At 58.2% G+C, this 24,867-nt stretch carries 34 protein-coding genes and 1 tRNA gene; 12 read left to right on the plus strand and 23 right to left on the minus strand.

What is annotated here, in order from left to right; translation table 11 throughout:
- Window positions 1–8: 8 nt before the first annotated feature.
- The 20 genes from KDX30_RS19790 to KDX30_RS19880 all read right to left on the minus strand — a co-directional run bounded on the left by KDX30_RS19790 (window position 9) and on the right by KDX30_RS19880 (window position 14,025).
- Complete coding sequence (locus KDX30_RS19790; RefSeq protein ID WP_231677274.1) at window positions 9–581, minus strand: DUF4376 domain-containing protein; 573 nt, start codon at window positions 579–581, stop codon at window positions 9–11.
- 2 nt (window positions 582–583) lie between these two features.
- Window positions 584–2,185: a phage tail-collar fiber domain-containing protein gene (locus tag KDX30_RS19795; RefSeq protein WP_231677275.1), complete on the minus strand. Its 1,602-nt coding sequence runs from the start codon at window positions 2,183–2,185 to the stop codon at window positions 584–586.
- Window positions 2,186–2,193: 8 nt separating this feature from the next.
- Entirely contained in the window at window positions 2,194–2,718 is a 525-nt protein-coding gene (locus tag KDX30_RS19800) for a phage tail protein (RefSeq protein ID WP_231677276.1), read from the minus strand.
- Window positions 2,711–3,886: a baseplate J/gp47 family protein gene (locus KDX30_RS19805; RefSeq protein WP_231677277.1), complete on the minus strand. Its 1,176-nt coding sequence runs from the start codon at window positions 3,884–3,886 to the stop codon at window positions 2,711–2,713. Before KDX30_RS19805 ends, KDX30_RS19800 begins: the two co-directional genes overlap by 8 nt.
- On the minus strand, window positions 3,883–4,200 hold the full coding sequence (locus KDX30_RS19810) for a DUF2590 family protein (protein WP_231677278.1): 318 nt from the start codon (window positions 4,198–4,200) through the stop codon (window positions 3,883–3,885). The genes KDX30_RS19805 and KDX30_RS19810 overlap by 4 nt, the downstream gene beginning before the upstream one ends.
- Window positions 4,197–6,197 carry a phage tail tape measure protein gene (locus KDX30_RS19815; RefSeq protein ID WP_231677279.1) on the minus strand — a complete coding sequence of 667 codons (2,001 nt, stop codon included), beginning with the start codon at window positions 6,195–6,197 and terminating at the stop codon, window positions 4,197–4,199. The genes KDX30_RS19810 and KDX30_RS19815 overlap by 4 nt, the downstream gene beginning before the upstream one ends.
- A 6-nt stretch (window positions 6,198–6,203) precedes the next feature.
- Window positions 6,204–6,344 (minus strand): DUF6890 family protein, encoded by a 141-nt coding sequence (locus tag KDX30_RS29870; protein ID WP_406643956.1) that lies wholly within the window; start codon window positions 6,342–6,344, stop codon window positions 6,204–6,206.
- A gap of 23 nt (window positions 6,345–6,367) precedes the next feature.
- Window positions 6,368–6,658 carry a putative phage tail assembly chaperone gene (locus KDX30_RS19820; RefSeq protein ID WP_231677280.1) on the minus strand — a complete coding sequence of 97 codons (291 nt, stop codon included), beginning with the start codon at window positions 6,656–6,658 and terminating at the stop codon, window positions 6,368–6,370.
- Between the two features lie 32 nt (window positions 6,659–6,690).
- Window positions 6,691–7,176, minus strand: coding sequence for a lysis system i-spanin subunit Rz (locus KDX30_RS19825; RefSeq protein ID WP_231677281.1), 486 nt, complete (start codon window positions 7,174–7,176; stop codon window positions 6,691–6,693).
- Complete coding sequence (locus tag KDX30_RS19830) at window positions 7,173–7,700, minus strand: lysozyme (RefSeq protein WP_231677282.1); 528 nt, start codon at window positions 7,698–7,700, stop codon at window positions 7,173–7,175. The genes KDX30_RS19825 and KDX30_RS19830 overlap by 4 nt, the downstream gene beginning before the upstream one ends.
- A complete protein-coding gene (locus KDX30_RS19835) occupies window positions 7,697–7,903 on the minus strand; it encodes a hypothetical protein (RefSeq protein ID WP_231677283.1) in 207 nt (68 codons plus the stop codon). The genes KDX30_RS19830 and KDX30_RS19835 overlap by 4 nt, the downstream gene beginning before the upstream one ends.
- Window positions 7,900–8,112 (minus strand): TraR/DksA family transcriptional regulator, encoded by a 213-nt coding sequence (locus tag KDX30_RS19840; protein ID WP_231677284.1) that lies wholly within the window; start codon window positions 8,110–8,112, stop codon window positions 7,900–7,902. The genes KDX30_RS19835 and KDX30_RS19840 overlap by 4 nt, the downstream gene beginning before the upstream one ends.
- Window positions 8,112–8,564, minus strand: coding sequence for a DUF2597 family protein (locus KDX30_RS19845; protein WP_231677285.1), 453 nt, complete (start codon window positions 8,562–8,564; stop codon window positions 8,112–8,114). Before KDX30_RS19845 ends, KDX30_RS19840 begins: the two co-directional genes overlap by 1 nt.
- 6 nt (window positions 8,565–8,570) lie before the next feature.
- A complete protein-coding gene (locus KDX30_RS19850; RefSeq protein WP_231677286.1) occupies window positions 8,571–9,680 on the minus strand; it encodes a DUF2586 domain-containing protein in 1,110 nt (369 codons plus the stop codon).
- Window positions 9,681–9,691: 11 nt separating this feature from the next.
- Window positions 9,692–10,372, minus strand: coding sequence for a phage virion morphogenesis protein (locus KDX30_RS19855; protein ID WP_231677287.1), 681 nt, complete (start codon window positions 10,370–10,372; stop codon window positions 9,692–9,694).
- Complete coding sequence (locus tag KDX30_RS19860; protein ID WP_231677288.1) at window positions 10,362–10,805, minus strand: phage tail protein; 444 nt, start codon at window positions 10,803–10,805, stop codon at window positions 10,362–10,364. Before KDX30_RS19860 ends, KDX30_RS19855 begins: the two co-directional genes overlap by 11 nt.
- Window positions 10,802–11,263, minus strand: coding sequence for a head completion/stabilization protein (locus tag KDX30_RS19865; RefSeq protein ID WP_231677289.1), 462 nt, complete (start codon window positions 11,261–11,263; stop codon window positions 10,802–10,804). The genes KDX30_RS19860 and KDX30_RS19865 overlap by 4 nt, the downstream gene beginning before the upstream one ends.
- Window positions 11,264–11,361: 98 nt before the next feature.
- Window positions 11,362–12,087 carry a phage terminase small subunit gene (gene gpM / locus KDX30_RS19870; protein ID WP_231677290.1) on the minus strand — a complete coding sequence of 242 codons (726 nt, stop codon included), beginning with the start codon at window positions 12,085–12,087 and terminating at the stop codon, window positions 11,362–11,364.
- On the minus strand, window positions 12,084–13,106 hold the full coding sequence (locus KDX30_RS19875) for a phage major capsid protein, P2 family (protein ID WP_231677291.1): 1,023 nt from the start codon (window positions 13,104–13,106) through the stop codon (window positions 12,084–12,086). The genes gpM and KDX30_RS19875 overlap by 4 nt, the downstream gene beginning before the upstream one ends.
- Window position 13,107: 1 nt before the next feature.
- Window positions 13,108–14,025, minus strand: coding sequence for a GPO family capsid scaffolding protein (locus tag KDX30_RS19880; RefSeq protein ID WP_231677292.1), 918 nt, complete (start codon window positions 14,023–14,025; stop codon window positions 13,108–13,110).
- A gap of 164 nt (window positions 14,026–14,189) precedes the next feature.
- On the opposite strand from KDX30_RS19880, the gene KDX30_RS19885 reads away from it, so the two are divergent.
- The 3 genes from KDX30_RS19885 (at window position 14,190) to KDX30_RS19895 (ending at window position 17,360) form a co-directional block, all read left to right on the plus strand.
- Window positions 14,190–16,253, plus strand: coding sequence for a terminase large subunit domain-containing protein (locus KDX30_RS19885; RefSeq protein WP_231677293.1), 2,064 nt, complete (start codon window positions 14,190–14,192; stop codon window positions 16,251–16,253).
- On the plus strand, window positions 16,165–17,004 hold the full coding sequence (locus tag KDX30_RS19890; protein WP_231677309.1) for a phage portal protein: 840 nt from the start codon (window positions 16,165–16,167) through the stop codon (window positions 17,002–17,004). The genes KDX30_RS19885 and KDX30_RS19890 overlap by 89 nt, the downstream gene beginning before the upstream one ends.
- 107 nt (window positions 17,005–17,111) lie before the next feature.
- Window positions 17,112–17,360: an ogr/Delta-like zinc finger family protein gene (locus KDX30_RS19895; RefSeq protein ID WP_231677294.1), complete on the plus strand. Its 249-nt coding sequence runs from the start codon at window positions 17,112–17,114 to the stop codon at window positions 17,358–17,360.
- A gap of 62 nt (window positions 17,361–17,422) precedes the next feature.
- Here the strand turns inward: KDX30_RS19895 and KDX30_RS19900 are convergent, their stop codons facing one another.
- Both KDX30_RS19900 and KDX30_RS19905 read right to left on the minus strand, forming a co-directional pair.
- Window positions 17,423–17,599 (minus strand): hypothetical protein, encoded by a 177-nt coding sequence (locus KDX30_RS19900; protein ID WP_231677295.1) that lies wholly within the window; start codon window positions 17,597–17,599, stop codon window positions 17,423–17,425.
- Window positions 17,600–17,697: 98 nt separating this feature from the next.
- Entirely contained in the window at window positions 17,698–18,045 is a 348-nt protein-coding gene (locus tag KDX30_RS19905; RefSeq protein WP_231677310.1) for a helix-turn-helix domain-containing protein, read from the minus strand.
- 92 nt (window positions 18,046–18,137) lie between these two features.
- Here KDX30_RS19905 and KDX30_RS19910 point away from each other — a divergent pair, with 92 nt between their 5' ends.
- The 9 genes from KDX30_RS19910 (at window position 18,138) to KDX30_RS19950 (ending at window position 24,600) form a co-directional block, all read left to right on the plus strand.
- Entirely contained in the window at window positions 18,138–18,338 is a 201-nt protein-coding gene (locus KDX30_RS19910; protein WP_231677296.1) for a DNA-binding protein, read from the plus strand.
- A gap of 29 nt (window positions 18,339–18,367) precedes the next feature.
- Window positions 18,368–18,847, plus strand: coding sequence for a YmfL family putative regulatory protein (locus tag KDX30_RS19915; protein ID WP_319946092.1), 480 nt, complete (start codon window positions 18,368–18,370; stop codon window positions 18,845–18,847).
- A complete protein-coding gene (locus tag KDX30_RS19920; RefSeq protein ID WP_231677298.1) occupies window positions 18,844–19,209 on the plus strand; it encodes a hypothetical protein in 366 nt (121 codons plus the stop codon). Before KDX30_RS19915 ends, KDX30_RS19920 begins: the two co-directional genes overlap by 4 nt.
- 74 nt (window positions 19,210–19,283) lie before the next feature.
- Window positions 19,284–19,523: a hypothetical protein gene (locus KDX30_RS19925; protein ID WP_231677299.1), complete on the plus strand. Its 240-nt coding sequence runs from the start codon at window positions 19,284–19,286 to the stop codon at window positions 19,521–19,523.
- Window positions 19,520–22,213, plus strand: coding sequence for a toprim domain-containing protein (locus KDX30_RS19930; RefSeq protein ID WP_231677300.1), 2,694 nt, complete (start codon window positions 19,520–19,522; stop codon window positions 22,211–22,213). The genes KDX30_RS19925 and KDX30_RS19930 overlap by 4 nt, the downstream gene beginning before the upstream one ends.
- Before the next feature lie 15 nt (window positions 22,214–22,228).
- Window positions 22,229–22,522, plus strand: coding sequence for a hypothetical protein (locus tag KDX30_RS19935; RefSeq protein ID WP_231677301.1), 294 nt, complete (start codon window positions 22,229–22,231; stop codon window positions 22,520–22,522).
- Between the two features lie 98 nt (window positions 22,523–22,620).
- Complete coding sequence (locus tag KDX30_RS19940; protein ID WP_231677302.1) at window positions 22,621–22,878, plus strand: hypothetical protein; 258 nt, start codon at window positions 22,621–22,623, stop codon at window positions 22,876–22,878.
- Window positions 22,871–23,182 (plus strand): Arc family DNA-binding protein, encoded by a 312-nt coding sequence (locus KDX30_RS19945; RefSeq protein WP_319946093.1) that lies wholly within the window; start codon window positions 22,871–22,873, stop codon window positions 23,180–23,182. Before KDX30_RS19940 ends, KDX30_RS19945 begins: the two co-directional genes overlap by 8 nt.
- Window positions 23,183–23,436: 254 nt before the next feature.
- Window positions 23,437–24,600, plus strand: a complete 1,164-nt coding sequence (locus tag KDX30_RS19950) for an Arm DNA-binding domain-containing protein (protein WP_231677303.1) — start codon at window positions 23,437–23,439, stop codon at window positions 24,598–24,600.
- A gap of 114 nt (window positions 24,601–24,714) precedes the next feature.
- Here the strand turns inward: KDX30_RS19950 and KDX30_RS19955 are convergent.
- A tRNA-Ser gene (locus tag KDX30_RS19955) sits at window positions 24,715–24,804 on the minus strand.
- Between the last annotated feature and the right edge of the window lie 63 nt (window positions 24,805–24,867).

Genomic DNA, 24,867 nt, shown 5'->3' on the forward strand with positions numbered 1-24,867 from the left:
CCAGAGGTTCACTGCTCGCTCTCCCAGCTCACCGCGTTGATAGCGTCCAGGTCGCCCGCAGCCAGTGCCTGGTCAATGCGCTGCTTTAGTTCGAAGGCGCGCTGCAGTAACTGCAGCGTGTATTGAGTGAAGTCGTCACGCACCTGGCGCAGCTGATCGGCTGTGTGCAGCCGAAAGGCCTTGATGCCCTGCTCGTCGCGGCAGGCGTAAAGCATTTCGGTACCGCTCAACACAGCCCCCGTCAGGTTCATCTGATCGTCCAACTGGCTGGTGTAGTAGTGCATCGCGCCCAGAGCGGCCGAGTCGAAGCCCGCAGTGATAGCGGATTCGCAGGCAAGGTTGATGGTTTCTACCTGGCGCGAGTGAGCGGCTGCAGCTAGCTCCTCCAGCGTCGGTTGGGGCGTATCGCTCAGAAACGGCAGGCCATTGGCATCATGGCTGCGGGTCTTGCCCAGCGGTGGGTTGGCGATAACCTCAAGGTAACGAGCCTCGGAGATCTCAACCGCATCGGCCGGCATCGCCTGCGAGTTAATGCCGACGAGATAGGTGTTTTGTGTGCTCGGGCTATAAAAGCGTTTCATGGTCAGTTACCCACCGCAAACCAGTTGATGAATCCGTTCGGGATTGATGTCAGCGTTCCTATGTCCTCTCGAATGCCGACGAAGCCGGTTTTGGTAATGTTTCGGACCTGCGCAGTGACGCCGCTGTTGATCCGCGTCGTGTCTGGATAACCAAAGGTGTCCACGACGCTGAACACGTTGTTAGGGAAATAAAGGGGAAAAGGGATCTGTACATCCCCATCCCCGACTGAGGCTGCCGATTTCCCCCACTGAGCAATCAGGCCGCCTAACCAGCTGGGAAACACGATGTACCCATTCACGGTCAGGCTAATCGCGAACCCCCACCGCAATTTATTTGGAGTCACATAGGCCGTGTCATCCGTCCCGGCATTCACCTGGGCCAGAGTCGCCACCTTGGCACCTCCCGCCGTCGCCTCAGTAGCCTGGGAAGGAGTCGCCGCGATGGTGATGTTCTGAGAGCCATCGAACGTGGTCGACCCCGTGACAGCCCCGGTCAACTCAATGGTGCGCGCGGTAGATAACTGCTTGGCTTTACCGACGGCAGTGGCACCCGAAATGATCTTGTTGATTGTTTCCCAGATCAGCACGCCGACAGACTTCACTGCTTTGGTGGTGGCCAGAATCTCGCTGCTGTTGGTCTCTGAGTCATCGCTGATCGCGTTTGGAATGTTGCCCAGCTTCACGTCGTCCTTCGTCGTAGCCCGTGCTCGCAGGTTGGGGTAGTCACCCACCCGGGCGGCAAAGTGCTGCACCAGCGGCCCGCCGATCGCCTCTACCGAACGACGATCGACAATGGCATTGGCGCTTGTCAGGTCAGCCAGCGGCACGCAGTAGTGTTTAACGCCCAGGCTGTCGCTGTAGTCCGGGCGATCGGCACCGAACACCACCTGCCAGCTCGCAACAACATCGCTCAGCTCGCGCTGCAGCGAGACGTCCAGCCAGGCAGTGGTAGGAAACGCTGGCGGCACGATCACCAAAGCAGTCGAGCGCTGCAGACGGATGCCCTCCACGTAGGCCGTCCCGGGTTTGACCTGGTACGTCGCGCCGGCCTTTTCTACCTGCAGGGAGCTGCCGAAGAAACAGGCCCGACCAAACACGTCGCGGTTGCTTTGGCGTTCGCGCTCATCGATGCCCGCCAGGCGCACCGTGAAGTCGTGCTGCCAGGTGTTTGCGTCAATCGTGATGCCGGTCAGCGCCTGGGCCCCGTCAAACACGACGAGGAAGTTACGGGTCACGTTGTTGCCGATCTGCAGCGGCGGGATATTGCGGCGCTTTTGCTGGATTGGCACATAGGCCACGGCGAACAGTGTGCCCTCGGCGCTTTCAAGGCCAATCCAGTTGAAGTCCCAATCTCCTACGTCAGAACCGATCTGCGCGCTGTACACGACCTGATTAGGGTTTACGTAACCGGCGTTCTCGTCCGGAATCAGGTAACTAAGGACGATCTGCGCCGCTGGTGGTTTGCTGGCAGCGCGATCGACCGGGGCACTGGTGTCGAGTCCTGGAACGTTGGCAAAAATGAAGCGGGCCACTTTCAGGCCCGCGTTTGCGGCTTGTTTCTGAGCAATCAGGTTTTCACCTGCAAGGGTAATGCTGGCTGCCATGGGAACTCCTACAGGCTGGCCACCAGCGTCTGCTGGTCGTCATTGAAGTGAACGATGCCAACGGTCAGCTGGATCGGGGTGATGGTCGTGAAGTCGTAGCGGCGGCAGGTGCGGCCGTATTGCTGGATCAGCACACGCAGCAGCTCGGGGTTCTGGGAAAGTTGAGAGTCGGAGAAACGCAGTAACACCACGTCCCAGTCACGGTCGGGCTGACGCTCCTCGATCTCGACATAGCCAACGCCCAAGCGCACCAGGATGCGTTTCATCCCGGCCGTGCTCCCGGCGTCGACCGCGTTGATGAAGGCGTGCTTTACGCGCAGGCGATACAGGCTTTCGGGTTCACCCTTGAAGCGCGTGATGTCCCGCTGCCAGGCGAGCAGATCGAGCATGACCGGGTGACAGGTCTCGGCATCGAGCTGCAGCAGTGGCCAGCCCAGCCACTGTTCGACCCGCTCCCACCAGGACTGGGCGGCGTCCTTGATCTTGGTCAGCTCGGTACCGGCCAGCCAGAACTTCAAATTGAGCTTAATCATTGAGCACCACCTGCAGCGACTCGATGCGGGGAATGCTCAGCTCCGACACGATGTCCGCCGTGGTGAAGTGCAGCGACTCAATGCCAGGGAATTGCTGGTGCAGTTCTTCACCCAGGCGGCTGAACGAGAAGCGCGACTGCGGGTAGGTCAGCGTCGGCTGATAATCGGCGGCGGTGCTTTCGCGGAAGGCGGCGCGAATGAACTGCTCGGCGTTGGCCTGCAGGGTTTCGCGCTGGACGTCCGTGAGCGTCGACAGCGGCCAGATCTGCAGCTGCAGCGTGTGGAAGGTTTCCGGCATAGTCATCACCAGCAGATCATCACCATGCCCATGGTTGCCCTGGTCACGAATGTGCGCGTTGATCTGCTCCAGGTAAGTCGCGGCGGGCACGTCGGCCTCGAACAAGACATAGGCATTGGCGCTGCCCGGGCCACGCGGGGCACCGTGCTCGAAGTACACGCCATCCGGACGTACGCCCGGGAAGGCCGAGATCATGGCCTTGTACACCGAGTCGGTGTGCCACTGATTGACCGCCGAAAACTGGTTACGGGTGCGCAGGCGCAGCTCGTCGTCCGGCTCCGGATCCGCACCTGGTACCGACAACCAGCCGTCGTTGTTTACCACCTGGGCAATGCCCGGTACCGGTACCGGCAAAATCGCGTAGTAACCCGGGGCCAGGTTAAATCCGGATCCGCTTTCCACCGCCTCGACCGGGATCTGCAGTTGCATCAGGCCATCGGCAAACACGCCTTGGGCGGTGGTCACCAACTGGTAGACGTGTCCGTTGATCGAGGCGGACTGCACCACGGTACCGGCCTCGACCACCAGTGCGCCGCCTGCAGCAGTGCGAGTGAACAGCAACAGGCCGCTGGCCTTGGTCGCGCCTTTGCGCTCGACGTTCACCGCCCAGGCCAGCATTTCCAGCCAGGTGCCGGTCGCGGTTTTGACGAAGAAGTTCGGCAGCACCGTCGTGATCAGGAACTGCAGGATCCACATCACCGGCTTGGTGATGAGCGCCGTCACCACCCGCCAGAACGGCGAATACGCACTGGTGTTCGCCACTTTTGCGCCTTGGGCGACTACTTCAGCCTCCCACGCAGCGCGCAGGCCTGCCTCGGTGGTTGGGATACCGGCGTCAGTGAGCGCCTGCTTAAAATCAACGTCACTCACAGGTTCACCTCAAGGGTTCCGAATTTCAGGGTGGTGGCCGTGACCAGGAACAATCCCGGTTCGACCTGGGTGATTTGCGCCGTGCCCGGTACCAGGCGTTCGTCGTCTTCCACCAGCAGCTCCATTTGCTGGATGCAGTCGCGCTGACGCAGCGTTGAGCGCTCAGCCACCAGCGTGACCAGCAACCCGCTGTCGCGGATCATGTGGGCGATGTCCTGGGCGATGCAGGCGCGGTCGTCCACCAGAGTGGGTTGCTGCGACAGATCCAGTACCAGGTCGTTGTCGGCGATCAGCAAATCGATGTATTCGCTCATCCGCCAACCCCCATCGCCATCATGTTTTCCAGCTCCAGAGGGGTCATAGGCTTGGCTGTGTTGATGTTCATGTTTTCGATGTGCGTGCCCTTGGTCTGGCTGCTGTTGTTGTTCTGAATGCTGGTCAGCAGCCCGCCAGGCGGTACCGCGTTCGGCCGCGCAGGCGACAGACCGCCCCCGGTACCGGCGTTCATGTTTTTGCGGGCTTGCTCGGTCTGTTCAGCGAGTGAAGGTGTGGTGACCAGAGGCGCGGTCATACCCGGCAGTTGCGGTGGCTGCGGCAGATCCCCGAAGCTCGCATCGATCTGCACGCCTGGGATCTTGTTGATCATGTCGATCAACCCCTTGATGGCGTTGCGAAAGATCCCGACGATGCCGTCCCATGCGGATTTGGCCATGCCGGTCCAGCCGCCGATCGTGCCGAACCAGCTTTTCAGCCCATCAAGTTGCTTCTGGATCCACTGAAATGCGGCGGTGTTCATCAGCGCGCTGGTCCACTGGTCCCAGTACACAACCGCCGCGATCACAACAGCGACCAGGGCGAGAATCCCCGCAACGATCAGGATGATCGGGTTGGCCATCAGCGCGGCGTTGACCAGCCAGATCGCACCCTGCCAAAGCATCATTCCGACCCTGACGGTGGCCATCCAGGTGTACATGGCAATCAGGGCGACCACGAATCCGGCGACCATGACTGTGTGAAAGATGAACATGGCAATGGACTTGTAGCCCTGCCAGTTGAGCAGCTTCCAGACGGTGAGCGCGCCCAGCCATGCCATCTTGCTGATACCCACCACCAGGGTGACGGCGGACATCGCCGCGACCAGGCCGAGGATGATCAACACCGTGGCACCGATCACCCGGGTAATGTTCGGGAAGATCTGCGTCCAGCGGGTCAGCGTAGAGGCAATGCTGACCAGCTTGTCCATCAACGGCGTGAGCATCGGAATCAACGCCTGACCAAACGACACACGCAGCGCGACAACAGCGGCGCCGAACTGCTGCCACGGATCCACCATCGCCTTGGCCATCTTCTCGGCGTTTTCCAGTCCGCGGACTTTGCCCAACTGATCCAGACTGCTCTTGAACCGGTCGGTGTCTTTGGCCAGCGCGGTGATGACGCGTGCGCCCTCCCCGCCGAATGCCTCGGTCAGCTTCGCGCCTGCTGCGGCACTGTTCAGATCACCGAATTTGCCTTCCAGCTTCGCCAGAATGTCGGCCATGGGCATCAGCTGGCCGTTCTGTTCGGTGAATTTCAGCTTGAGCTTTTCCGATGCCGAGCCGATGTTCTCGAAGAACGACTTGTACAGGCCGCCCGCATCGCCGCCTTCCATGGTGCTGCTCAGCGTGCCGATCACCGCGAACTGCTCGGCGATATCGACACCCGCCGTATTGGCGATCTGGCCGACTTCCTTGAAGGCGTCCTTGAGCTGCGCGCCGTCGGTGCGGAACAGCTGGGCGGCCAACGCCGTTTGCCCGCCCAGCTTCTCGACCCACTGGCTTTTGCCCATGGAATCGGCCGAGGTCTTGAACAGGTTGTACATGGTGCCGACGTACGCGCCCATGGTATCGGCGTCGGACTTGGTCGCCTTGGCCAACAGGTTGCTGGTGTTGGTGAAGGTGGCCAGCTGAGTGCCTACCAGTCCCTTGATCGCGCCCGAAATGCTGTAGGCCGAAGCGGCAAAATCCCGGGCGTTGGTCCCGTAGTTCGTGGAGAACTCCAGGGCTTTTTGATTCAGGGAGGTCAGCGCGTCCTCGGCAACGCCCAGCGATCGGACTTCGCCCAGGGCGCGGTTCATTTCCAGCGCCGGTTCCAGGGACTCACTGATGCCCTTGGCTGCACCGATCATCCCGCCCAAGCCAAGCCCCATCTGCCTGATGTTGGCTTCGCCCTGGGTGGCCAGGTCGGAGAAGCTGGTTTTGACCTTGCCCAATGGAGCACTGACCTTGTCGGTCAGACTCAGGATGAAGGCCAAGCGGGCACTGCGGTCAGCCATGGGGTTTTATCCGTTCAGCGCATGGGCGATGCCGTTGGCAACGGCAATCTCCATGCGTCTCCAGTGTTCGTCCTCCAGCCACTTGGCCACCCCCATGTTCTCGATGGTCGGTTCAGTACCAGGTAGCCAGCGGTTGGTCAGGGCCAGTAACTGGCCCAGAGCGTCGTCGTTTAAGCGCTCAGCGTGCTCGAGGACTTTTTTACGACCAGACCGATATCAGGCGAGTACTCCTCGAGCAGCGCACCGGCCAGCTCCATCACGGTCACCGGGTTAGCCAGGAACGGTTTCAGGTCGGCCTTCTGTTCCTGCTTGATGGTGCCCGACAGCAAGTTGTTGGCCGGTGCGACCTTGTTGGCCTGGGTGGTGGCGTTGAAGTACTTGGTCACGTCCTGAGGGGTCAGGTGGAATACGAAGTCGGTGCCTTTGATTTCCAGGGTGATGTCGCGGTTTACGTCGGTCATGGTGTTATCCGTTAACAGTGGTTTGAGAAAAATCAGGGTTTTGCCGGTGCGCGCAGCGCGACCTGGCGGATGTAGTCCTGCAGCCCGAGAATCATTTGCTTGCTGAGGGCGAGCTGGTCTCGGAGGGTGAAATAATCCGGTCGAGCGTCTGCTGCGAGTTCGGCGGATCCAGCATTAGCCAGGCTGGCGGTTCCGGCGGCAGCGGGCAGTCCTGGGGCGGGACAACGGGCTTTGACGAGCAGCCGCTGACTGCCATCGTCAACATCGCGGCGCAGAGACTGGTTTTGATCGAGCGCATCTTTAAGTTCCTGGGTACGTTTCAGGTCGATCGCATCACGAGCTGCGAGCCTTTGAGCCATCAAATTCGCGTGGTTGAGCAAGGTGTTCACATCGGCCTTGGCCTGCTGCAGCTCGTGGACGGCCGTGTTCCGTTCCTTCACCACCTGGACGAAGAAGAACAGCGGGATCAGCGCCGTGAGCAGGACTGCGAATACAAAGCGCATTGGGGTGATCGTCATTTCAGGCACAGCTCCATTTCGGCCAAGCGCCTGGCGTGCAGGCCACGCACAAACGATTTCTTGCCCTGGGCATCGGTGACGTAGGCCCACACGGGTGTCTTGCCGTCCGGTGCCCAGGCCAATGCCCTGCAGCCCTCTGCAATCCGTCCGGCATTGATCAGGCCCACGGCACGACTGGCGCACGTGGTCGGGTTGCCGAAGTTGTGGCCATGGCTGGACAGCGCGTCGAAGGTGTTCTGCCCGATCGCCTGATTGGTCAGGCAGTCGGCCAGGGTCAACTGGCCCTTTTCGATCACCAGGTGTTCCACCTCGGCGCAGCGCTCATCCGACCAGAAGTCACCCACCACCACGGGATACGGGCTGGTGTGTCGGGTAATCCCTTTGCACACCGTAGGCAGTCCACGGGCCAGCTGGTCCGGGTAAACGACGTTCTGGCCGTTGCCTTCCCACGTGCCCAGAAACAGCACCAGGCTGGAACTGCAGAGCACCAGTGCGCCCCTCATAATTTGTCCGCGCAGGCTCATGGCTTTTGCTTCCAATCGCGCAGCATCTGGCGGTACTTGGGAACCAGCAACACGATCTGCAGGACCATGTACAACGCAGTCAGCATGTAGGCCACCGACGTCCAGTCGACTGTGCCCGTGGCACCCGTGGCGGCTACACCGATGGCGGGCGCGACCTTGATGACCGCAATCGTGGTGTCTTGAGCAACCTGATTCGCGCTCATCGATGAGCCTCTTTCTCGCAAATGGTCTGGCACGGCACGCAACGAGTCATGCCGCCCAGCGCCTGACGCGCTGCCGGAATGGGTTTGTCGCAATCTTCGCAATGGGTCAGGCTTGGCCCGCTGGATCGCGAGCGGGCAAGCTGGGCCGCTATGGCCTGGTCGCGTTGCCGCTGTTCCAGGGCTTGGGCGCGATCGAACGGGCACACCATCAGGTCAGCCCTTCGATTTCAGACGAGGCCAGGTACGGCACGCCGTTGATCTTCACGAAGTCCGGACTGGTGACGTCGTACGGGATCTTGTGGGTGTTCTTGGTCGCACCCTTGGGATCGATGCTCAGCAGGCTGGACAGGCGCAACTTGCAGCCGAACGCCTCAATGCGCAGTTCCTCTTCGCCTGCTTTGGCGAAAAAAACGTTATCGAACAGCGGCAACTCCCGGAAACTGCCGGCCGTTTTCGCCGCCTCGATCAGGAGATTGAAGTTGGTGGTGTCCAGCTCCATTTCGCCTGCAGCAGCCACGTCGCCATCCACATGGCCATTGGGTACGCCCCGGGTTTGCGCCACGGCGGTGTTATCGGTGATATCGAGGGTGCAGGCTTCGACATGAATGGCGAGATCGCCCAAGGTAATGTCGAAGTTCTTGCCGCCAATCTTTGCAGACATGGGGGTTTACTCCGGAGTGGAAAGATCGAGCGCGATGTTCGCGGTCAGGTCTTTCGGGCAGTTGAGAGGACGGACGCTGATGTAAGCCTCGACCGCTGTTTTGCTCTTCCAGGTGAGGACAATTGCGTCATCAGACGGCGTCTCGATCTCGCCCGGGAACACGCGACCGGCAAAGCTGGTGGACTTGGCCATCGCACGCAGCGGGGTCATCAGGTACGTTTTGTTGCTGGCCATGCTCGCGGCGCTGCTGTTCAGGCTGCGGTCACCCACACGACGGATCAGCAGCGGGCGAACCTGGCGGGCGGCCTTGTCGACAATCCGTAGGTACTCGATCACCAGGAAGTCGCTGCCCGGGGTGTCCAGCATGTTGCCGTCACCCCAGTACACGCCCTCGTAGTCCGGGTAGGTCTGGCTGACCGAGAAGCGCGACTTGTCCAGCTCGAAGCGAACGGCAGACGTCAGCGGTACGCCCTCGGAGTCCACCGGAATGTCACCCAGCCCCATCACAGCGCCGGTGGCCACGCGCATCGGACTGTCAGCGATGCTGACAGCCGCGTTAGCCAGGCGACCGGCCAGCACCCCCAGATCATTGCCGTGCAACAGCGGCACGCAGAGAACTCGCGGCGCGGCGATGCCGTCGGTGATTGCCTTCTGGGCGGTGGTGTACTGCGACCAGGTCATGGTCGGTTCGATGCCCACCGACGAGGCCATGACGAACGCACGACGCCCGTAAGTGTTCTGCAGGCCGATCGCTGCTTCGTGCATGTCCTCCAGCTCGTCACCAGCGGTCACTGGCGTGCAGATCACAATGGCTTCAAACGAATAGTTGTGCTGCAGCGCAGAGGTGAGCGCGTCCTGCCAGGTCTTGTCAGCACCCGTCGGGATGGCCAGGCATGCCCAGCGATCGCCACCGTTGAGGCGCGCCGCCGTCACCTGCGTTTTCAACGCGCTGGCCGGAACGCCGAGCATCACGTCCAGATCGCTGTCGGTGTTGAGTGCGATCACCTGGCCCTGGCTCTTGGGGCCGGGACCGATGAAAATGAAATAGTTCTCGACCTGGGTGACAGCGCCCTGACTGAGGTTGAGATTGTTGACGCTGACTTTGCCGAGTGCCATGCAGTGCCTCGTTAACGTTGAGAATTAAGGATTTTTTCCAGCACCAGGTTCACCAGTGCGGTGGTTTCCGCTTCGGTACCGGGGCCGAGGAACTGGCGTTTGGGCAGGGTTATTTCCCAGCTCTGCGCGCCAGAAGATTCGGATTGTTCGTCGTCCAGGATGCGGATCAGCAGACCCGCCTTGGCGTAGTTCACATGCTCTTGAATCCACGCCACGGACGGACGTGTAAGGGTTTTCTTGCCTGCCTGGCGGACATTGAAACCGAGACGGCGCAGACGCTTGGCCTGCTTTTCGGTCGCAGCCAGGCCTTCGGGAACCTTGTTCCACTGGCGCATCTGGGCGGCGGTACGACGCTCGGAAACGCCGTTGTGCTGCTGGGTCGCAACCCAGCGGGTCAGCGCGTTGCGCCAGCCCAGTTCGGCCTCGTCAGCGTCCAGCCGGGTGACCTCCAGCAGCTTGGCCAGCCCGGACTCCATTTTCTTTTTGCCCTTGGACGAGCCTTTGCGCGCCTCGAACGGCGTGCCGTCCAGGTTCTGCTGATCACGGACCCGCTTGCGGCTGGCACTGCGCACGCGCTTGCTGACGTTGTTGAGCAAACGGCGGCGCAACTGGGGGCGCAGCTCTAGCAAGGCCAGTTGCTTGTCGACATCGAGCATGCCGCGTACATCGCGTTCAAACGTGCTACGCGCCACGGCTGGTCACCTCGCCTTCTTCGGCAACCCACAGCTCGTAGGGCTTGAAGGAATAGGACTTATCGCCGACCTTGATCTCGCCGTCATCGTCCTCGCTCAGGTACTGCGCCTCGGTGAACTGCAGCTTGATGTCGACGTCCGCCAGATCGTTGTCCAACATGGTCACGTCAAACACGACTTGAGGCAGGCCGTCACGGTCCTGGTCGTAGGTTTCCAACCAACTGCCGACCAGGGCAAAGAGCCGGGCCGGGTTATCGGCAAAACGCTCCAGCACGATGGTCGCGCCGTAGTTCATGTCGCCCATGCGCATGCCGTTCTCGTCCGGCTTCCAGATCAACTCAACCTGCACCTGGTCAGTCCAGCTATCGAGCTGTTCGGGAGTAACGAGGGCGCATTCGATCAGGTAGGCGGTCAACGCCTTCAACTTGATCACAGCAGCGCCGCCGTAATCCGGCCACGGCCCTGCAGCGATCGCACAGCGGCCTGACTGAATGCCAGAAAGGTCTCCGATCGCTCGGGCAGTTCTTTACCGATGTTTTCGGCGCTTTCACGACGGTTCACAGTTGCGAACTGGGTCAGCAGGCTGGCCTTGGCGCGGCAATACACGGCCCGTTTGTAGGTCGCCGTTTGATGGGTGCGCTCTGGCAGGATGGTGGTGTCTGCGGATTCAACGTTTGACACGCCAGCGCCCTGCCAGCGCGCTTTTAGCGTGGCCAGGTCGGTATTCACCTCGACCATGGCCATGGACAAATCAGCGGCCAGCATCTCGCCCAGGTATTCCGCCGGGAGGCGGTAACCCTTCTGGAACTCGAGCACGGAGAGGTTCGGCCAGAAGCCGTCGTTCTCGATGATCTGTTCCACAAGGGTGGTGGGTTTACCTGAAAAGCTCATTGCTGGGCGCTCGAATAGGGGCGAGGAAACTGTTTCAGTGGGTCAGGGCCACAAGTGGCTGGCTCACATCCACAGTTTCTCGCCGGGGGGGTAGTCGGTTATTCGGTTGGTGGGGTTTCTACTGCGGCCAGCTCGGCTTTCTTCAACGCTTTACGTGCAGCGTCCAGGCGAACTCCGACGCCGATCTCGGGATACAGCTCAACCGCTCGTTCAAAGTGATCGATGGCCTGAGACCATTCCTCCAGATCGAGGGAAATGATCCCCAGCAACTTGTGGTAGCGAGCAGGAATTCGCTCGAACAGCTGCCATTCACCGTCGACCAGGTGCAGCAGATCCGAGACGTAAGGTTCAGGACTACGACCGGCCTTGTATTCGGCCTCGGCCCAGTCGATCACCTGGTCGCCAACGAATGTCTGCACGTTGCGCTTGAAGCGCTCCGGCATTTCCTGCTCCTGCAGCATCGCCACGTCGGCCAGCTGCAGGCCCGAGGTGAATTGCTGGGTGTCGAATAGCCAGACCAGGACTTGCATCATTACCGGGTTCGGAAAAATCAATTTCGAATCGAGGTAACGCTGTACGTAGTCCAGGTATTTGGGCAGCAGCTCGTCGCGCTTGAGCTGCTGACGCAGTTCCAGGCTGTCGATCGAACTCAACCGGTCCAAATCGACATTCAAGGCATCAACCATCAGTTGCAGATGTTTCTTGGCGTTGGCCGGACTGTTGAGAGCTGTTTCCGCCGAGTAGACGGTCGCGACGGCACCGGCGACAGCTGCCGCTGGACCTAGAGCTTTCAAGCGGCGCTTGTGCGCCAGTGCCAGGCTCACGCGGTCACCAGTTCGACGTTTTCGGTCATCGCGAACTTCTCGAGCTGCTCGATCACATAGCCTTCGTTACGGCTGTTGTAATCCTCGACGCGAGAGCGTTTCGGGTTGTCGATTGTTTGTTTGCGCCAGCTGGACTCCTGGAAGTAGATCGACAAGTTGTCGAAGCTGGTGACGACCACACCATTGACCGGGAAAAACGGCACGCTAAAGCTTGGCAAGCCGCCATAAGTCGCAATGACCTGGGCTTCTTCAATACGCTCTTTCTCGGTGGGCACATCGCCTTGCTTGGAGTACAGCTTGGCCTTGTCAGCTGCCAGCAGGTCAGAGCCGATGATCGCGATCAGGTCACCGCCATCACGCAGACGCTCGTCCACCATTTGCTTGGTGTCATGCACCAAAGCGTCAAGATTCGCGTAGTCACCGCCAACGCCGAGAGTGACTTTGCCAGCAACCTTGCCTTCTTTAAGCACCTGTTCAGGGATCTGCTCACGAGCGATCTGCAGCCAGCCCTTGTTCACGTCCTGCAGCATCGGGAATGCATCAATATCCGTCTGAGCTGCGGCGTGGGTACCGTGGAAACCGACCATGATGCGGTCAAGCGCGATCTGTTTCTGAACGGCAGCGGAGTACTTCTGGTGGAAGTCCGGGAATTTCGCCCACGCATCGATTTTCGCGTAAGGCAGACCAACATCCGATTCCGTGGACGAAAGCTCGTACATGTCGGAGTCGAGAGCCGAGGCGTCCTTGGCTTCGCGATCCTTGGTTTTGGTGTTGGTGCGACCGGTGACAGGTCCGGAAACGCCGAGAAACACCTTCTGGCCTTTGATCTCGGTGACTGGAACGACGTTGATGCGCTGCAGGAAGTCCGACTTGGCGGTGATCGCCTCGTTCAGCTCCTGGGCAATCGAGGGTTCGACGCTGAACATCCTGCTGGAGAGGTCCACGCCGTAGCTTTCAGCGATGGCAAGCTGCAGCTGCGCATACATTTTCGCGCCATAGGCGCTAAGAGACTGAGCCATGTCAGAGCACCCGCTTTTTCTGGTCGCCAGCGCCTGTCGTTTTAGACAGGTTACGGCCGGTGGGCGAGTCCTTCAGGGCGCTGAATTCTTTCTGCAGCGCAGCGAGACTGGCGGCCAATGACTGGTTGCCTTTGGCCTGCTGCTTGCGGTTGAACTCGGTTTCGGCGTTGGTCACAACCTCATCGACCGCCGCCTGCACGTCATCGGTCAGCGCCGCATCGGGTTCAGGGGCTGCGGCTGCAGCCGCTTCGATCACGGTGTCCAGACCTGCAACGATGATCAGGATTTGGTCGCGCAGCGCCTTGAGCGCCGTGCCGGTGGTTTCATCCATTGGGGTTTTCTCTTCGGGATTTTTCGGGGTGGTTTCGTCAGGCACTTCGTCAATACCGAAGCTTTTGAACAGGCTTCTGAACATGCCAAACAGCTTTGCCATCTCGCCGGTTGGCTCCTCTTCTTTCAACGCGCCAAGAGGCACAGCAGCGGCGTAATGCACTGGCTTGCCGGTCTTGCGGGAGAAGTAGAGTTCTTGAGTGCCCAGGCTTGCGGGTTCGTCTGTAACAGCCAGGCCGGTCAGGTAGGCCTTGCCCGTGTTGGCAAAATCCGGGGTGATTTCGATGCTGGTAAACAGCTTTTCGCCTTGGTCGTTGAGCCACAACAACTTGTCGTTGGGCTTCAGTTGCGCTTCCAGTGCGACCTGACCAGGCTCCAGACCTTCGACGCCCTCAAGCAGGCGCACCGCAAACACGGAGCCGTGCGAGCCATACCAGCGTTCGTGGTCACACCAGATCACGGCGGTGTAAGTAGAGGTGCTGTACGTCTCAGCGATATCGCGCAGTTCCTGGGGAAGGATTACGCGACCATCAACGGTCGGGCCGCTGGTGGCGACACGTTTCCAGAACGAAACAAGGGAACGGGGCATGGGCGTTAACTGCGCTCAATCGGTGGGTTTGAGCCGCCAAGATAGGGAGCCTCAGACCCTCCAACAATCAGTTAACTTTTGCCTTGGTCCTATTTTCAGGATCTAGGAGAAACACGGATTTTAACCCCGCGTTTCCAGCGTTTTCGCCGCATAGACTGCGGCCCATGTACTACTCAACCGAAGTTAAAGAAGCCGCCAAACGCCTGTTTTTACGACGCTGCAAAGCGAAGGAAATTCAGGCGCAGCTCAACCTGCCCAGCGTTCGGATCGTCTACTACTGGATCCGCCAGGGCTGTTGGGAGGACATGCTGACCGACGAGGAACCACTAACCGCAGTCAGCCGGCGCATCACCCTGCTCCTGGACAAACCCGGGAGCCTGACCAAGGGCGAACTGGACGAACTGGGGCAACTGACGACCATTCGTGAGCGCCTGGCCAAGCAATGCGCAAAGCCCACGCCTGTACCGGCGAATGATCCGATTGAGGACGGTGGCCACCGTCGTGACGAGCGACGCAGCGAGCGGCGGGACAAAGGCGATCGGGGCGACAAAGGCGGGAAAAAGAAACAGAAAGCGGCTAAGAACGACGTAAGCGAACTAACCGAGGTGGACTTTTTAGACAAGTTCATCAGCAAGATGTACGGCTATCAGAAAGAGCTGTTCGCCGCGAAGATCAACCCGTTTATATCGCGGACCCGCAACATCCTGAAAAGCCGCCAGGTGGGCCTGACCTACTACTTCGCTGGCGAAGCATTCATGGATGCAGTGTTAACCGGTGACAACCAGATTTTCCTGTCGGCCAGCCGCGCCCAGTCGGAAATCTTCCGCAGCTACATCATCGCGTTCGCCCAGGAGTGGTTCGGCCTTGAGTTGACCGGCAACCCGATCGTGCTGAGCAAAGACGGTAAGCCATGGGCAGAGTTACGCTTTCTCAGCACCAACAGCAGCACCGCCCAGGGCCACCACGGCCATGTCTACGTGGACGAGTATTTCTGGATCCGCGACTTCGACAAACTGAACACCGTGGCCAGCGCCATGGCGACCCACAAGAAATGGCGCAAAACCTACTTCTCTACACCCAGCGCGGTCAGCCACCAGGCTTATCCGCATTGGACCGGCGAGAAATTCCGCAACAGCAAGAAGAAAACCGCAAAGGATCCATGGCCAAGTGACGGACAGATCGCGGCCGGGGCACTGTGTCCGGACGGGCAATGGCGCAAGGTCATCACCATCCTGGACGCGATCGCAGGCGGTTGCGATCGGTTCGACCTCGAGCAGCTGCAGCTGGAGTACGACGACGATCGATTTGAACAGCTGTTCATGTGCAAATTCATCGACAGCACCCAAAGCGTGTTCGCACTTAAAGATCTGGAACGCTGCTACTCCGATCTGGCGCTGTGGACCGACTACGATCCCGACGACCCGCGCCCATTCGGCAACAGCCCGGTGTGGATCGGCTACGACCCCAGCCGAACCCGGGACGATGCGACCTGTGTGGTTATCGCACCGCCGCTCGAGGACGGGGGCAAGTTTCGGATCCTGGAGAAACACAGCTGGCGTGGGCAGTCGTTCAAGTACCAGGCCGAGCAGGTCAAGCGCCTTACGGAGCGCTTCAACGTCCAGCACATCGGAATCGATACCACCGGCATTGGGTATGGCGTGTTTGACATGGTGCGCGACTTCTATCCGCGTGCGACCTCGATCCACTACAGCCTTGAGACCAAGAACGCCTTGGTACTCAAGGCCCAGGACACGATCGTCGGCAGCCGGATCGAGTGGGACGCAGGCTGGAACGATGTCGCCCAGGCGTTCCTGACGATCAAGCGTGGCACTACCGGCAGCGGACAGATCACCTACAGCGCATCGCGCACCGACGCCACAGGTCACGCAGATGTGGCTTGGGCAATCATGCATGCCCTGGCCCATGAACCCCTCAATACCAACAAGCAGCGGACCAGCCGCTACACACTCAGTGGATCAGCAAACAATGGCTCGTCAAACAGCAAAGCACCAGGCAAAACCGGCAACCGGGCCAATGCGGGCCTTTTCATTCGGAGCACCGGAACAGGTGCTGACCGACAACATCGGGCAGTACTTGGGCGTGTTCGCCAGTCACGACGGTCGTCTGTACACCCCGCCGGTGTCGCGCCAAGGCCTGGCCAAACTGTTACGGGCCAATGCACACCACGGAGCCATTCCCGGGTTCAAGCGCAACCTGCTGCTGCGTGAATTTATTCCGTCGCTGGGCGTGTCGACACGGACGATGAGCTGTGCGGCGCTGGATTACATGGTGTTCGGGGAGATGTACCTGTACCGCCACCGCAATGCATTTGGCGAAGTCATCGAGATGGAGCACTTGCCAGCCATCAACATGCGGATCAAGCGCGATGGCGGTTTCTTAAGGCTTCTGGCCGATGGCAAGGAAGAGGAATTCGAGCAGTACGAGGTTGAGCACGTTTTCAACTACGACGTGGAACAGAACGTCTACGGCGTTCCGGACTACCTCGGCGGTATGCAGGCGTTGTTGCTCAACGAAGCAGCCACATTGTTCCGCCGACGCTACTACAGCAACGGTGCCCACGCCGGTTACATCTTCTACACCAACGATCCCAACATGAGTGAGGCAGACGAAAACGAGCTGCGCGCCCAGATGGCCGCAAGCAAGGGCGTCGGTAACTTCCGTTCAATGTTCGTGAACATCCCCGGAGGGACGGAGAAAGCCATTCAGATCATCCCAGTGGGTGATTTCCAGGCCAAAGACGAATTGGAGAAGGTGAAGAACATCACCCGTAACGACGTGATCGCAGCTTGGCGCATGAACCCCGCACTGGCGGGGATCATCCCGGAAAACAGCGCTGGATTTGGCGATATCGAAAAGATAGATCGCGTGTACACGAGCAATGAAATTCGACCCATCTGTCAACTTTTCACCCAGGTGAACGATACCTTGCGGGAAGACAGGCGGTTCGGCTGGAGATAAGCGCCAGATGTAGTGGAAAACACTACCAAAGGCGTCTAGCGGAGAGAAAGCCACTACATATTGTGGCAAAATAGTGGCTATTGGATGGCCCTGGGGAGGGACACGAGATGCGGATTAATTGTAAGTGCGGGCATAAGGGGCGGATCGCATCGCGTGATCAGCTATCGATCGACTTTGCAAAGCTGTACTGCCAGTGCCTGGACGCAAAGTGCGGTCATACGTGGGTCGCGAACCTTTCGTTTTCGCACACGCTCAGCCCGTCCGCACAGGCCGTGGACCGGTTGATCTTCGATAGCCTCAAGAATTTGTCACGGTCCCAGCAGCGGGAGCTGTTCGATCAGTTGGGAGCTGCGTGACGAGGCTGAACGCCAGCCGCTAAAGCCAGCGCTCAGTGCCGCGCATGACGACTTGTCCGGACTTACTCAGCGTCGCTCGGGTCAGCGAGACATCCGGCAATGCGGCGAATTTGCTTTTGATTATGTTGAGACATCTGCCGATAGAGCTGAATTAGAGAAACTTCTAGATCAGTCAGTACGGCGCATTCAGAAACAACTGATTCACGATAACTGCCTTCAATTTTAGTGCGATCCAACATGCGTATTTCTCCATTAAATGCATTGCTGAATCGACGTTATCGGGGCAAATCGTCCTTTGGAAATTGCAACGAAGGTGTTTTACATGAGTTACCGAACCTTACTTCAACACCTCTACCGCCTCGGCGGCCATCGACTTAACAATGCGTCGAACCGTTTTTTGATCATCAGCAGGCAACTGCCTGAATTGGTGAATCAACTCGGCTTCCTCAGCATTAAACCCTTCTCCTGCAGGCAGCGACCTAGCACCAGTGAGCACATAGCCCGCGTCAACCTTGCATTCTGCTAGTGCCGACACATAGCGCAGGTCCAAGGAATTAGCTCCCAACTCGTAATTTTTTTGAGTCCCCCTGCTGACGCCTAATAGCGTTCCAAACTCAGTTTGATTCAATCCCAGGCGCTCACGCTCTTCCCTAAGGCGGTCACCGACTCCATCTGCTATGAGCATTTTTTTATTCAACCCTATTGACCTGATCATTTTTTTGACCAAGAATCACCACAGACAAACAGAAACCACCACAAACAAACAGAGTACACATCATGCCCGCCACCGTTACGCCCGAGCAAGCCCGGGCCGCTCTAGATCACAAGGGGGTCAGCATCGCGGAATTCAGTCGCAAACATGGACTGAACAAAAATTTAGTCAGCGACCTTTTGAACGGAAGGCTCAAGGGTCGCCGCGGGGAGGCACATCGCGCCGCAGTATTGCTAGGCATTAAAGACGGCGTAATCGCACAGTAATGGCACAGGTCAGCAGGGAAAAGCAGAACATGAAAAGCCCAGTTCTAAGGACCCGTCGCGAAGTTGTAAGCGCAATCATCTGCAGCTATCCAGGCGGACGCGAATGCGCTGCAGCACGCATCGGCTTGGCGTTGAAGAAGTTCGACAACCACGCTTATGAAAACAACAACAGCCGCCCATTGAGTGACGCACAGCTATATCAGCTGGAGCTGGAAGCGGGCACGCAGCATTTCCCCAACTACGTAGCCTGCATGTACGGCGGCTTGTTTGTTCCGGTCCCGGATCCGGACGAGCTGGATAACGTCGAGATGTACGCCCTGTCAGTTCAAGTCGCGGCGAAGCGTGGATGTGTCGACCAAGAGATTGCCAAAGCACTGGCAGACGGTGTGATCAACGAGGCCGAGGCCGAGCACATCCTCAACGCACACAACCTGCACATGGCAGCACGTCACGCCGAAGTGCTTTCTGCCATCGATCTGTACCGCGCCAAATCGGGGAAAGCCCAATGAACAATGAGCCTGCAGTACAGGAATATCAGGACCTGCTGAAAGCCGCCGCATTGGCATTCTTGGAGCGTCACCAGTGCGAGCACCTGGGCAACGATCAGCAGTTGTTCGCCCGCGCAGTTCAACACCTGGTTGCTGACTACGACGCTCTGACTCAGATGGCCGAACGAATGGTCCACTTGGCCTGCAGCGACATGACGGTGATTCGCGATCGGCAACGTCTGGACGTCCTCAACAGCTCAGCAACCCATTCGGTGATTGTCGACCCAACAACCGGCCACGCCTGGGCAATCCCGGTCAGCCTGATCTACGAACGAATCATCAACGCACCGGATAACGGGCGTTACCGCTTAGCCAACTCGTAACACCCAACCCAACACATTGCCTGCCCCACACCCCGTGGGTTTGGGTGAGCTGCGCCCAAATTCGAGGTTTCACGATGGGAAACGCCTTAACTGTCACCACCCAACTGCCACCAGCAGAAGCTCAAGCGCTGCTGGAAGCGCTGCGTGAACAGTACCGTCTGAGCCTCAACGAACACTGGTACGCCGACCAATTCCGTTTTGTTGCGGACGGCCTACGTCACGGCGCAATCCTCGCTCACGTCCCGGCAATGGCAGCGCAAAAGCGCCTTATGGCGGCTCTGTCCTACAGCCTTAAAGCAGTGAAGCAATCATGAAAGCAGCTCTACGCGAAGATATCTTGCGGCACCTCGAGCAGGATTACGGACTCAAGCACCGACCTGGAACCAAGTACATGCGGGGCGGAACCTGCCCGCAATGCCATCACAAGGACCGGCTGCTGTACGCACGCCATGACGAGCCTTGGATGATCATTTGCGGTAGGCCAGCAAACTGCGGTTTCAGCATGCCAGTTCAAGAGATCTATAAGGACCTGTTTTCCAATTGGAGCAAACGGGCCCCATCAACCTCCGACAATCCCAACGCAACAGCTCGTGCCTACTTGGAGTTCGGACGCGGCTTTCTGATTGAGCGGATCACTGGTTGGTTTACCCAAGAGACGTTTTACTCGGACAAGCTCGGAGCTGGAACAGCCACCGTGCGCTTCGCCCTGGACAAGGGCGTTTACTGGGAACGTCTGATCGACAGACCTGAGCGTTTCGGCAAGATGAAGGCTCGGTTTAAGAAAGGCGAAAGCCCGTCTGGCGGCTGGTGGTGCCCTCCATCCGTGGACTTGATTACGACCAAGGAGCTTTGGATTGTCGAAGGAATCTTCGACGCAATCGCGTTGGAGCACAACGGCATTGATGCCGTGTCCGCTATGTCTAGCAATAACTTCCCGATCGACGCCTTAAAGGAACTGTCGCGCCAGCGCGGCGGCAAATTGCCGACGCTCGTTTGGGCACTAGATAACGAGCCTCAGGCAAGAAGCTACACGAAGCAATGGGTCAGGCAAGCCCGTGAAATGGGCTACAGCTGCAGGGCCGCACTCATTCCGCAGCCAGGTCGCAAAGTCGACTGGAACAATCTGCACCAGCGCTGGCACTTTGAAGACGACAAACAGAAGCGAGATCTGCGCCGTACCAATGATCTGAAAATCGCACGTCACCATGGCGACCTGCTGCTTGCTGAATCGCCCCGGGAAAAGGCGATACTCCTCCACGAAGCGGATAAGAAATCGGAGTTTTCTTTCGAATTTGGCAACCGTATGTACTGGGCCAAAATCGATCAGCACAAGCTGGACGAGGAACAGAGAAAAATCGTCAACAGCGAGGACAGCGATGACCAGTTGCTCAACGACAAAGCAGCCAAGCGCAAGGCACTGGATAGCGTTCTTTCGTTGCGCCTCTTGGCCAACTGTAACTTCGAGGCGCTGTACAAGCAGGTTAATGAATCAACCGGAGAAGCCTGGTACTACGTGCGGATCGATCCACCCAACGACGGCCCTTCTGAAAAAATCACCTTCACGCTGAAACAGTTCTCTTCCAGCAGTGAGTTCAAAGCACGACTTTTGTATTCGAGCGCGTCCTGGCTCGGCGCTCAAAAACATCTTGATCAAATCGTCATGCAGCAGACCGAGGGAATCAAATCTGTTGAGACCATCGACTTTGTTGGATACAGCAAGGAACACCAAGCCTACATTTTCAATGACATCGCCTGCCACAAGGGCGTGATTTACAAGGCCAACGCGGAGGATTATTTCGAGTTCGGCAGGAGCCGTGTGAAGTGCCTGATCAAGAACGTCAAAATCAACCCCAACCCAGACGCGAAAAGCTACAGCAACGACTGGTTGCCGCGCCTATGGCTGTGCTTTGGTGCAAAAGGTCTGGTTGCTTTGTCCTTCTGGTTCGGCTCACTTTTCGCCGAGCAGATCCGGGCTCAGTACGAGACGTTTCCCTTTCTAGAAGCCTCTGGTGAATCAGACGCTGGTAAATCGACTCTGCTGATGTTCCTTTGGAAACTCTTCGGTCGCACCTACGAGGGGTTTGACCCGTCGAAGGGCACAGCCTCTGGCCGGAACCGTGCGATGGGCCAAGTGGCTGGCATGCCGATCGTGCTGCTAGAGGGCGACCGGAACAGCGAAAAATCTTTCGACACCAACGAATTGAAGGATCTCTTCGGGGGCGGCCTGCTTGGAACGCGTGGCGTTAAGAACAATACCAACGAGACATACGAGCCAGAATTCCGGGCGACGATCGCAATGGCTCAAAACGCGGCGGTAACCGGTGAAGAGCAGATCCTGAGCCGCTTCATCAAGCTGCACTTCACCAAACCAAACATCACCCCTGAGAGCAGTACAGCTGCTGACGCGCTCAATCACGCGGAAATGAGGGATGTCAGTAACTTTCTGGTTCAAGCCATCCAGGCAGAGCCCAAGGTTATGGAGAAGTTCGCCGAGCGCTACCCCCACCACCGCGACCATCTGCGTGCAAAACGAACTTTGGCTTCCGCTCGGGTGATCAAGAACCACAGCATGATGCTCGCCCTCCTCGACTCTTTGACCCTGGTGTTGCCGCTGGAGGCCCACATGATCGAGACCACTCAGAAAGAGCTGATCAGCATGGCGCACGAACGCCAGTCAGCAATCAGCCTCGACCTGCCCGAGGTGATTGAGTTCTGGAATGTCTACGAGTACCTGGAGTCGCTCAGCAGCGAGCCCATCGTCAATCACAGCAAGAAGTCCGACGTCATTGCTATCAACCTCAACGAGTTCGCCCGAGTCGCATCCGAACACCGCCAGAAACTGGCCGACGTCGGCACACTACGCCAACTGCTGCGCGATTGCCGTTCACGAAAATTGATCGATGCGAACCGAACCACGGACAGTGCGATTCGCAGCATTCAGCGTCGGAACAACCTGGTGAATCCGCCGCCAGAGTCGGTGAAGTGCTGGCAGTTCAAGGCCTGAACAGGAGAGATCCACATGCATATCAAAGTGATTGCTGATCCGGCCAGCGATGCCTCACTGGCGGAAATCAAGCGATTGGGCAGCGTTATGGAAGCGATGGGTTACGCAAGCAACACAGTGTTCGCCGAAGCATATGGTGCTGCCGGGCTGGTAACGATTCTCGAAGTCCGAGCAGACCGGGGGCAGACAGAGATCCTGGTCATCGACTGCACGCGTGACCAAGTACAGGCCGTGCTTGAGTGGCAAGCCTGTGACGACGACCAAGGGATGTATGAGGATTTAGTTATTCACCTGGTGCGCAAGGCTTGAGCCAAACCACCAGTCACTGACGCCGGCAAATGCCGGTAACCGAAAGGCGTCGAGGAGTTCGTACCTCCCCGACACCGACCACCACCAGGAGCAACACCATGCAAGCACAACACCAAAGCGGCAGCGATGCGAAGGCTAACACACCCGCCAAACACCTGCTGTTCACCGCAATGATCGGTGCCGCATTGATTGGCTACCAAGTACACAAAACACCGGACGCAAGGACCCGGCTTGAAAGTCTGGCCACGATGGCCAGAAGCCTGGGCGAACTGACCGAAAGGGACGCTGCAGTAGTGGACAACCTGCTGGCCAAGCCTCCTGTTCCGCGCTCCCACAGCCAACTTTCCCATGTTTGAAGAGAACGAAGTCATGAACTCCATCGCTCATGAAGCACTTGAACAACAACTTTCGGCAATCCCAAGTACGAAACCAATCAAGTCTGCGCCGTCCCGCGAGGCAGACAAGTTCGTAGTGCGCCTACCTGATGACTTGCGCCCGCGCGTAAAGGCCGCGGCTGAGGAAAATGTCTGCAGTATGAATAGCCTGGTCGTCCTTGCTCTACGTCAATACCTTGATGGCCAGCAGCGGCAGCAGTTATTGCTGGACGCTCTTGCTGCAGCAGTTACCAGAACATCCGCAGGAGACTTGGCCGATGTCTGAAAACGGCAGGCGCTTTCCTTGGAACATCGACCACACCAGCGTTTGTGACCAGTGTGGAAAATGGCGGGCCCAGGGAAGCCACGCAAAATGTAGCAAGCGACGGCAGGAGATGAATGCCCACCTGCGTGAGCAGCGCCAGAAACATTGATTGAAGTCCACCAGAAGACCAGTCTTACCCTACTAGGCCCGGAAACGGGCCTTTCTTTTTTTCAGCGTCACAATGTCGCTATACAGTTTGCAGAGTAAGGATACATATGAGCGGCGTCGAAGCTCGGGGTAACTCAGTGCGGATCTACTTCAACCATGAAGGATCCAGATGCAGGGAGTCCCTACCAGGTGGCAACACACCCGCCAATGTGGCGCATGCCAAGCGTTTGGTGGAAATTATCAACTTCGAAATACAGTCCGGCACGTTCGACTATTCGCGTCACTTCCCCAACTCGTCCAGGTTGGTCGAAAGTACTTTTGGTCACTATCTGGATCTTTGGCTAAATATCAAAAAGAACAACGTCGCGGCAACGTCGTATCGCGGCTACCTGAACAAGGCTGAAGTCCATGTTCGCCCTCGTTGGGGGGACGTGCAGATCGATCAGATTGATCACCTTGATTTACAAGAGTGGGTTCAGGTGACCCTCTCGGCCAGGCTGAGCAACAAGACCATTCGCGACATCATCAGCAATGTGCGCCAAGTCTTCAAGCTGTACCGCACCCGCAAGAAAGTGGCCCATGATCCCACGGAGGGGCTTCATGTGCGCCTTCCTGATCCGACCCTACCGGATCCGTTCACACGCGCTGAGATTGCCCAGATCCTGGCTACACCGACCAATCGTACCTACGAGTTGCTGATGGTCCAGTTCATGATGTGGGCTGGGCCACGCGTTTCCGAAACCATTGCATTGGCTTGGGAAGACGTCGACCTGCAGTCGGGCACAGTAACTTTCAAGCGGTCCAAGGTCCGTGGTGCGTATCGAGTCACTAAAACACGTAGATCGAACAGAAGGGTCAGATTGCTGGCGCCCGCACTCGATGCACTGCAGAAGCTCCAGGTACTGACGAAGGGCGGCAAGTCGCATACGGTCGATATCGTCGAGCGAGACAACAGGACTGTCAGGAAGCACAAGCTGCACTTCGTGTTTCTGAACACGTCCAGTGGTGAACCGCATGTCAGTGACTTCACCATTCGCGATCGCTTCTTCAAGACCCACCTGGAGCATGCGGGCGTTCGATATCGCGGACCAGGGCAGTGTCGGCACACCTATGCCAGTCAACTGCTCAGTAGTGGTGTTGCTTCGATTGATTGGATCGCAGAACAGATGGGACATACCGACGGCGGCATGATCCGCAAGCACTACGGCACCTGGATAAATGAGGACGGGCCGGACGTCATTGGCATGCTCGAGCACGCCCTCAAAATATAGCGTCTGTCCCATATCTGTCCCATGGAGCGTCCCGTGGGCCTTTTTTCACATGACGAAAACCACGAAGCCCCTGATATTCGTCAATGAATTCAGGGGCTTCGTGCGTTTCTAATTTGGCGGTGAAGGAGAGATTCGAACTCTCGATACAATTTCTTGTATACACACTTTCCAGGCGTGCTCCTTAAGCCACTCGGACACTTCACCGTATCTCGTCACACCGTTGGTCTGTCGAGGCGCGCTAATGTAGTCGAAAGCTTTTGCGAACGC

The organism is Pseudomonas quasicaspiana (assembly GCF_021147825.1).
Taxonomy (GTDB): Bacteria; Pseudomonadota; Gammaproteobacteria; order Pseudomonadales; family Pseudomonadaceae; genus Aquipseudomonas; species Aquipseudomonas quasicaspiana.

Coding starts and splice junctions, on each gene's coding strand:
- KDX30_RS19910 (WP_231677296.1), top strand. CDS start 18,138: ATGCCCGCCACCGTTACGCCCGAGCAAGCCCGGGCCGCTCTAGATCAC.
- KDX30_RS19925 (WP_231677299.1), top strand. CDS start 19,284: ATGGGAAACGCCTTAACTGTCACCACCCAACTGCCACCAGCAGAAGCT.
- KDX30_RS19875 (WP_231677291.1), bottom strand. CDS start 13,106: ATGGCTCAGTCTCTTAGCGCCTATGGCGCGAAAATGTATGCGCAGCTG.
- KDX30_RS19930 (WP_231677300.1), top strand. CDS start 19,520: ATGAAAGCAGCTCTACGCGAAGATATCTTGCGGCACCTCGAGCAGGAT.
- KDX30_RS19800 (WP_231677276.1), bottom strand. CDS start 2,718: ATGATTAAGCTCAATTTGAAGTTCTGGCTGGCCGGTACCGAGCTGACC.
- KDX30_RS19845 (WP_231677285.1), bottom strand. CDS start 8,564: ATGTCTGCAAAGATTGGCGGCAAGAACTTCGACATTACCTTGGGCGAT.
- KDX30_RS19835 (WP_231677283.1), bottom strand. CDS start 7,903: ATGAGCGCGAATCAGGTTGCTCAAGACACCACGATTGCGGTCATCAAG.
- KDX30_RS19880 (WP_231677292.1), bottom strand. CDS start 14,025: ATGCCCCGTTCCCTTGTTTCGTTCTGGAAACGTGTCGCCACCAGCGGC.
- KDX30_RS19885 (WP_231677293.1), top strand. CDS start 14,190: ATGTACTACTCAACCGAAGTTAAAGAAGCCGCCAAACGCCTGTTTTTA.
- KDX30_RS19850 (WP_231677286.1), bottom strand. CDS start 9,680: ATGGCACTCGGCAAAGTCAGCGTCAACAATCTCAACCTCAGTCAGGGC.
- KDX30_RS19795 (WP_231677275.1), bottom strand. CDS start 2,185: ATGGCAGCCAGCATTACCCTTGCAGGTGAAAACCTGATTGCTCAGAAA.
- KDX30_RS19905 (WP_231677310.1), bottom strand. CDS start 18,045: ATGCTCATAGCAGATGGAGTCGGTGACCGCCTTAGGGAAGAGCGTGAG.
- KDX30_RS19825 (WP_231677281.1), bottom strand. CDS start 7,176: ATGACGATCACCCCAATGCGCTTTGTATTCGCAGTCCTGCTCACGGCG.
- KDX30_RS19920 (WP_231677298.1), top strand. CDS start 18,844: ATGAACAATGAGCCTGCAGTACAGGAATATCAGGACCTGCTGAAAGCC.
- KDX30_RS19900 (WP_231677295.1), bottom strand. CDS start 17,599: ATGTTGGATCGCACTAAAATTGAAGGCAGTTATCGTGAATCAGTTGTT.
- KDX30_RS19950 (WP_231677303.1), top strand. CDS start 23,437: ATGAGCGGCGTCGAAGCTCGGGGTAACTCAGTGCGGATCTACTTCAAC.
- KDX30_RS19935 (WP_231677301.1), top strand. CDS start 22,229: ATGCATATCAAAGTGATTGCTGATCCGGCCAGCGATGCCTCACTGGCG.
- KDX30_RS19915 (WP_319946092.1), top strand. CDS start 18,368: ATGAAAAGCCCAGTTCTAAGGACCCGTCGCGAAGTTGTAAGCGCAATC.
- KDX30_RS19820 (WP_231677280.1), bottom strand. CDS start 6,658: ATGACCGACGTAAACCGCGACATCACCCTGGAAATCAAAGGCACCGAC.
- KDX30_RS19840 (WP_231677284.1), bottom strand. CDS start 8,112: ATGGTGTGCCCGTTCGATCGCGCCCAAGCCCTGGAACAGCGGCAACGC.
- KDX30_RS19830 (WP_231677282.1), bottom strand. CDS start 7,700: ATGAGCCTGCGCGGACAAATTATGAGGGGCGCACTGGTGCTCTGCAGT.
- KDX30_RS19815 (WP_231677279.1), bottom strand. CDS start 6,197: ATGGCTGACCGCAGTGCCCGCTTGGCCTTCATCCTGAGTCTGACCGAC.
- KDX30_RS19790 (WP_231677274.1), bottom strand. CDS start 581: ATGAAACGCTTTTATAGCCCGAGCACACAAAACACCTATCTCGTCGGC.
- KDX30_RS19895 (WP_231677294.1), top strand. CDS start 17,112: ATGCGGATTAATTGTAAGTGCGGGCATAAGGGGCGGATCGCATCGCGT.
- KDX30_RS19940 (WP_231677302.1), top strand. CDS start 22,621: ATGCAAGCACAACACCAAAGCGGCAGCGATGCGAAGGCTAACACACCC.
- KDX30_RS19945 (WP_319946093.1), top strand. CDS start 22,871: ATGTTTGAAGAGAACGAAGTCATGAACTCCATCGCTCATGAAGCACTT.
- KDX30_RS19810 (WP_231677278.1), bottom strand. CDS start 4,200: ATGAGCGAATACATCGATTTGCTGATCGCCGACAACGACCTGGTACTG.
- KDX30_RS19865 (WP_231677289.1), bottom strand. CDS start 11,263: ATGAGCTTTTCAGGTAAACCCACCACCCTTGTGGAACAGATCATCGAG.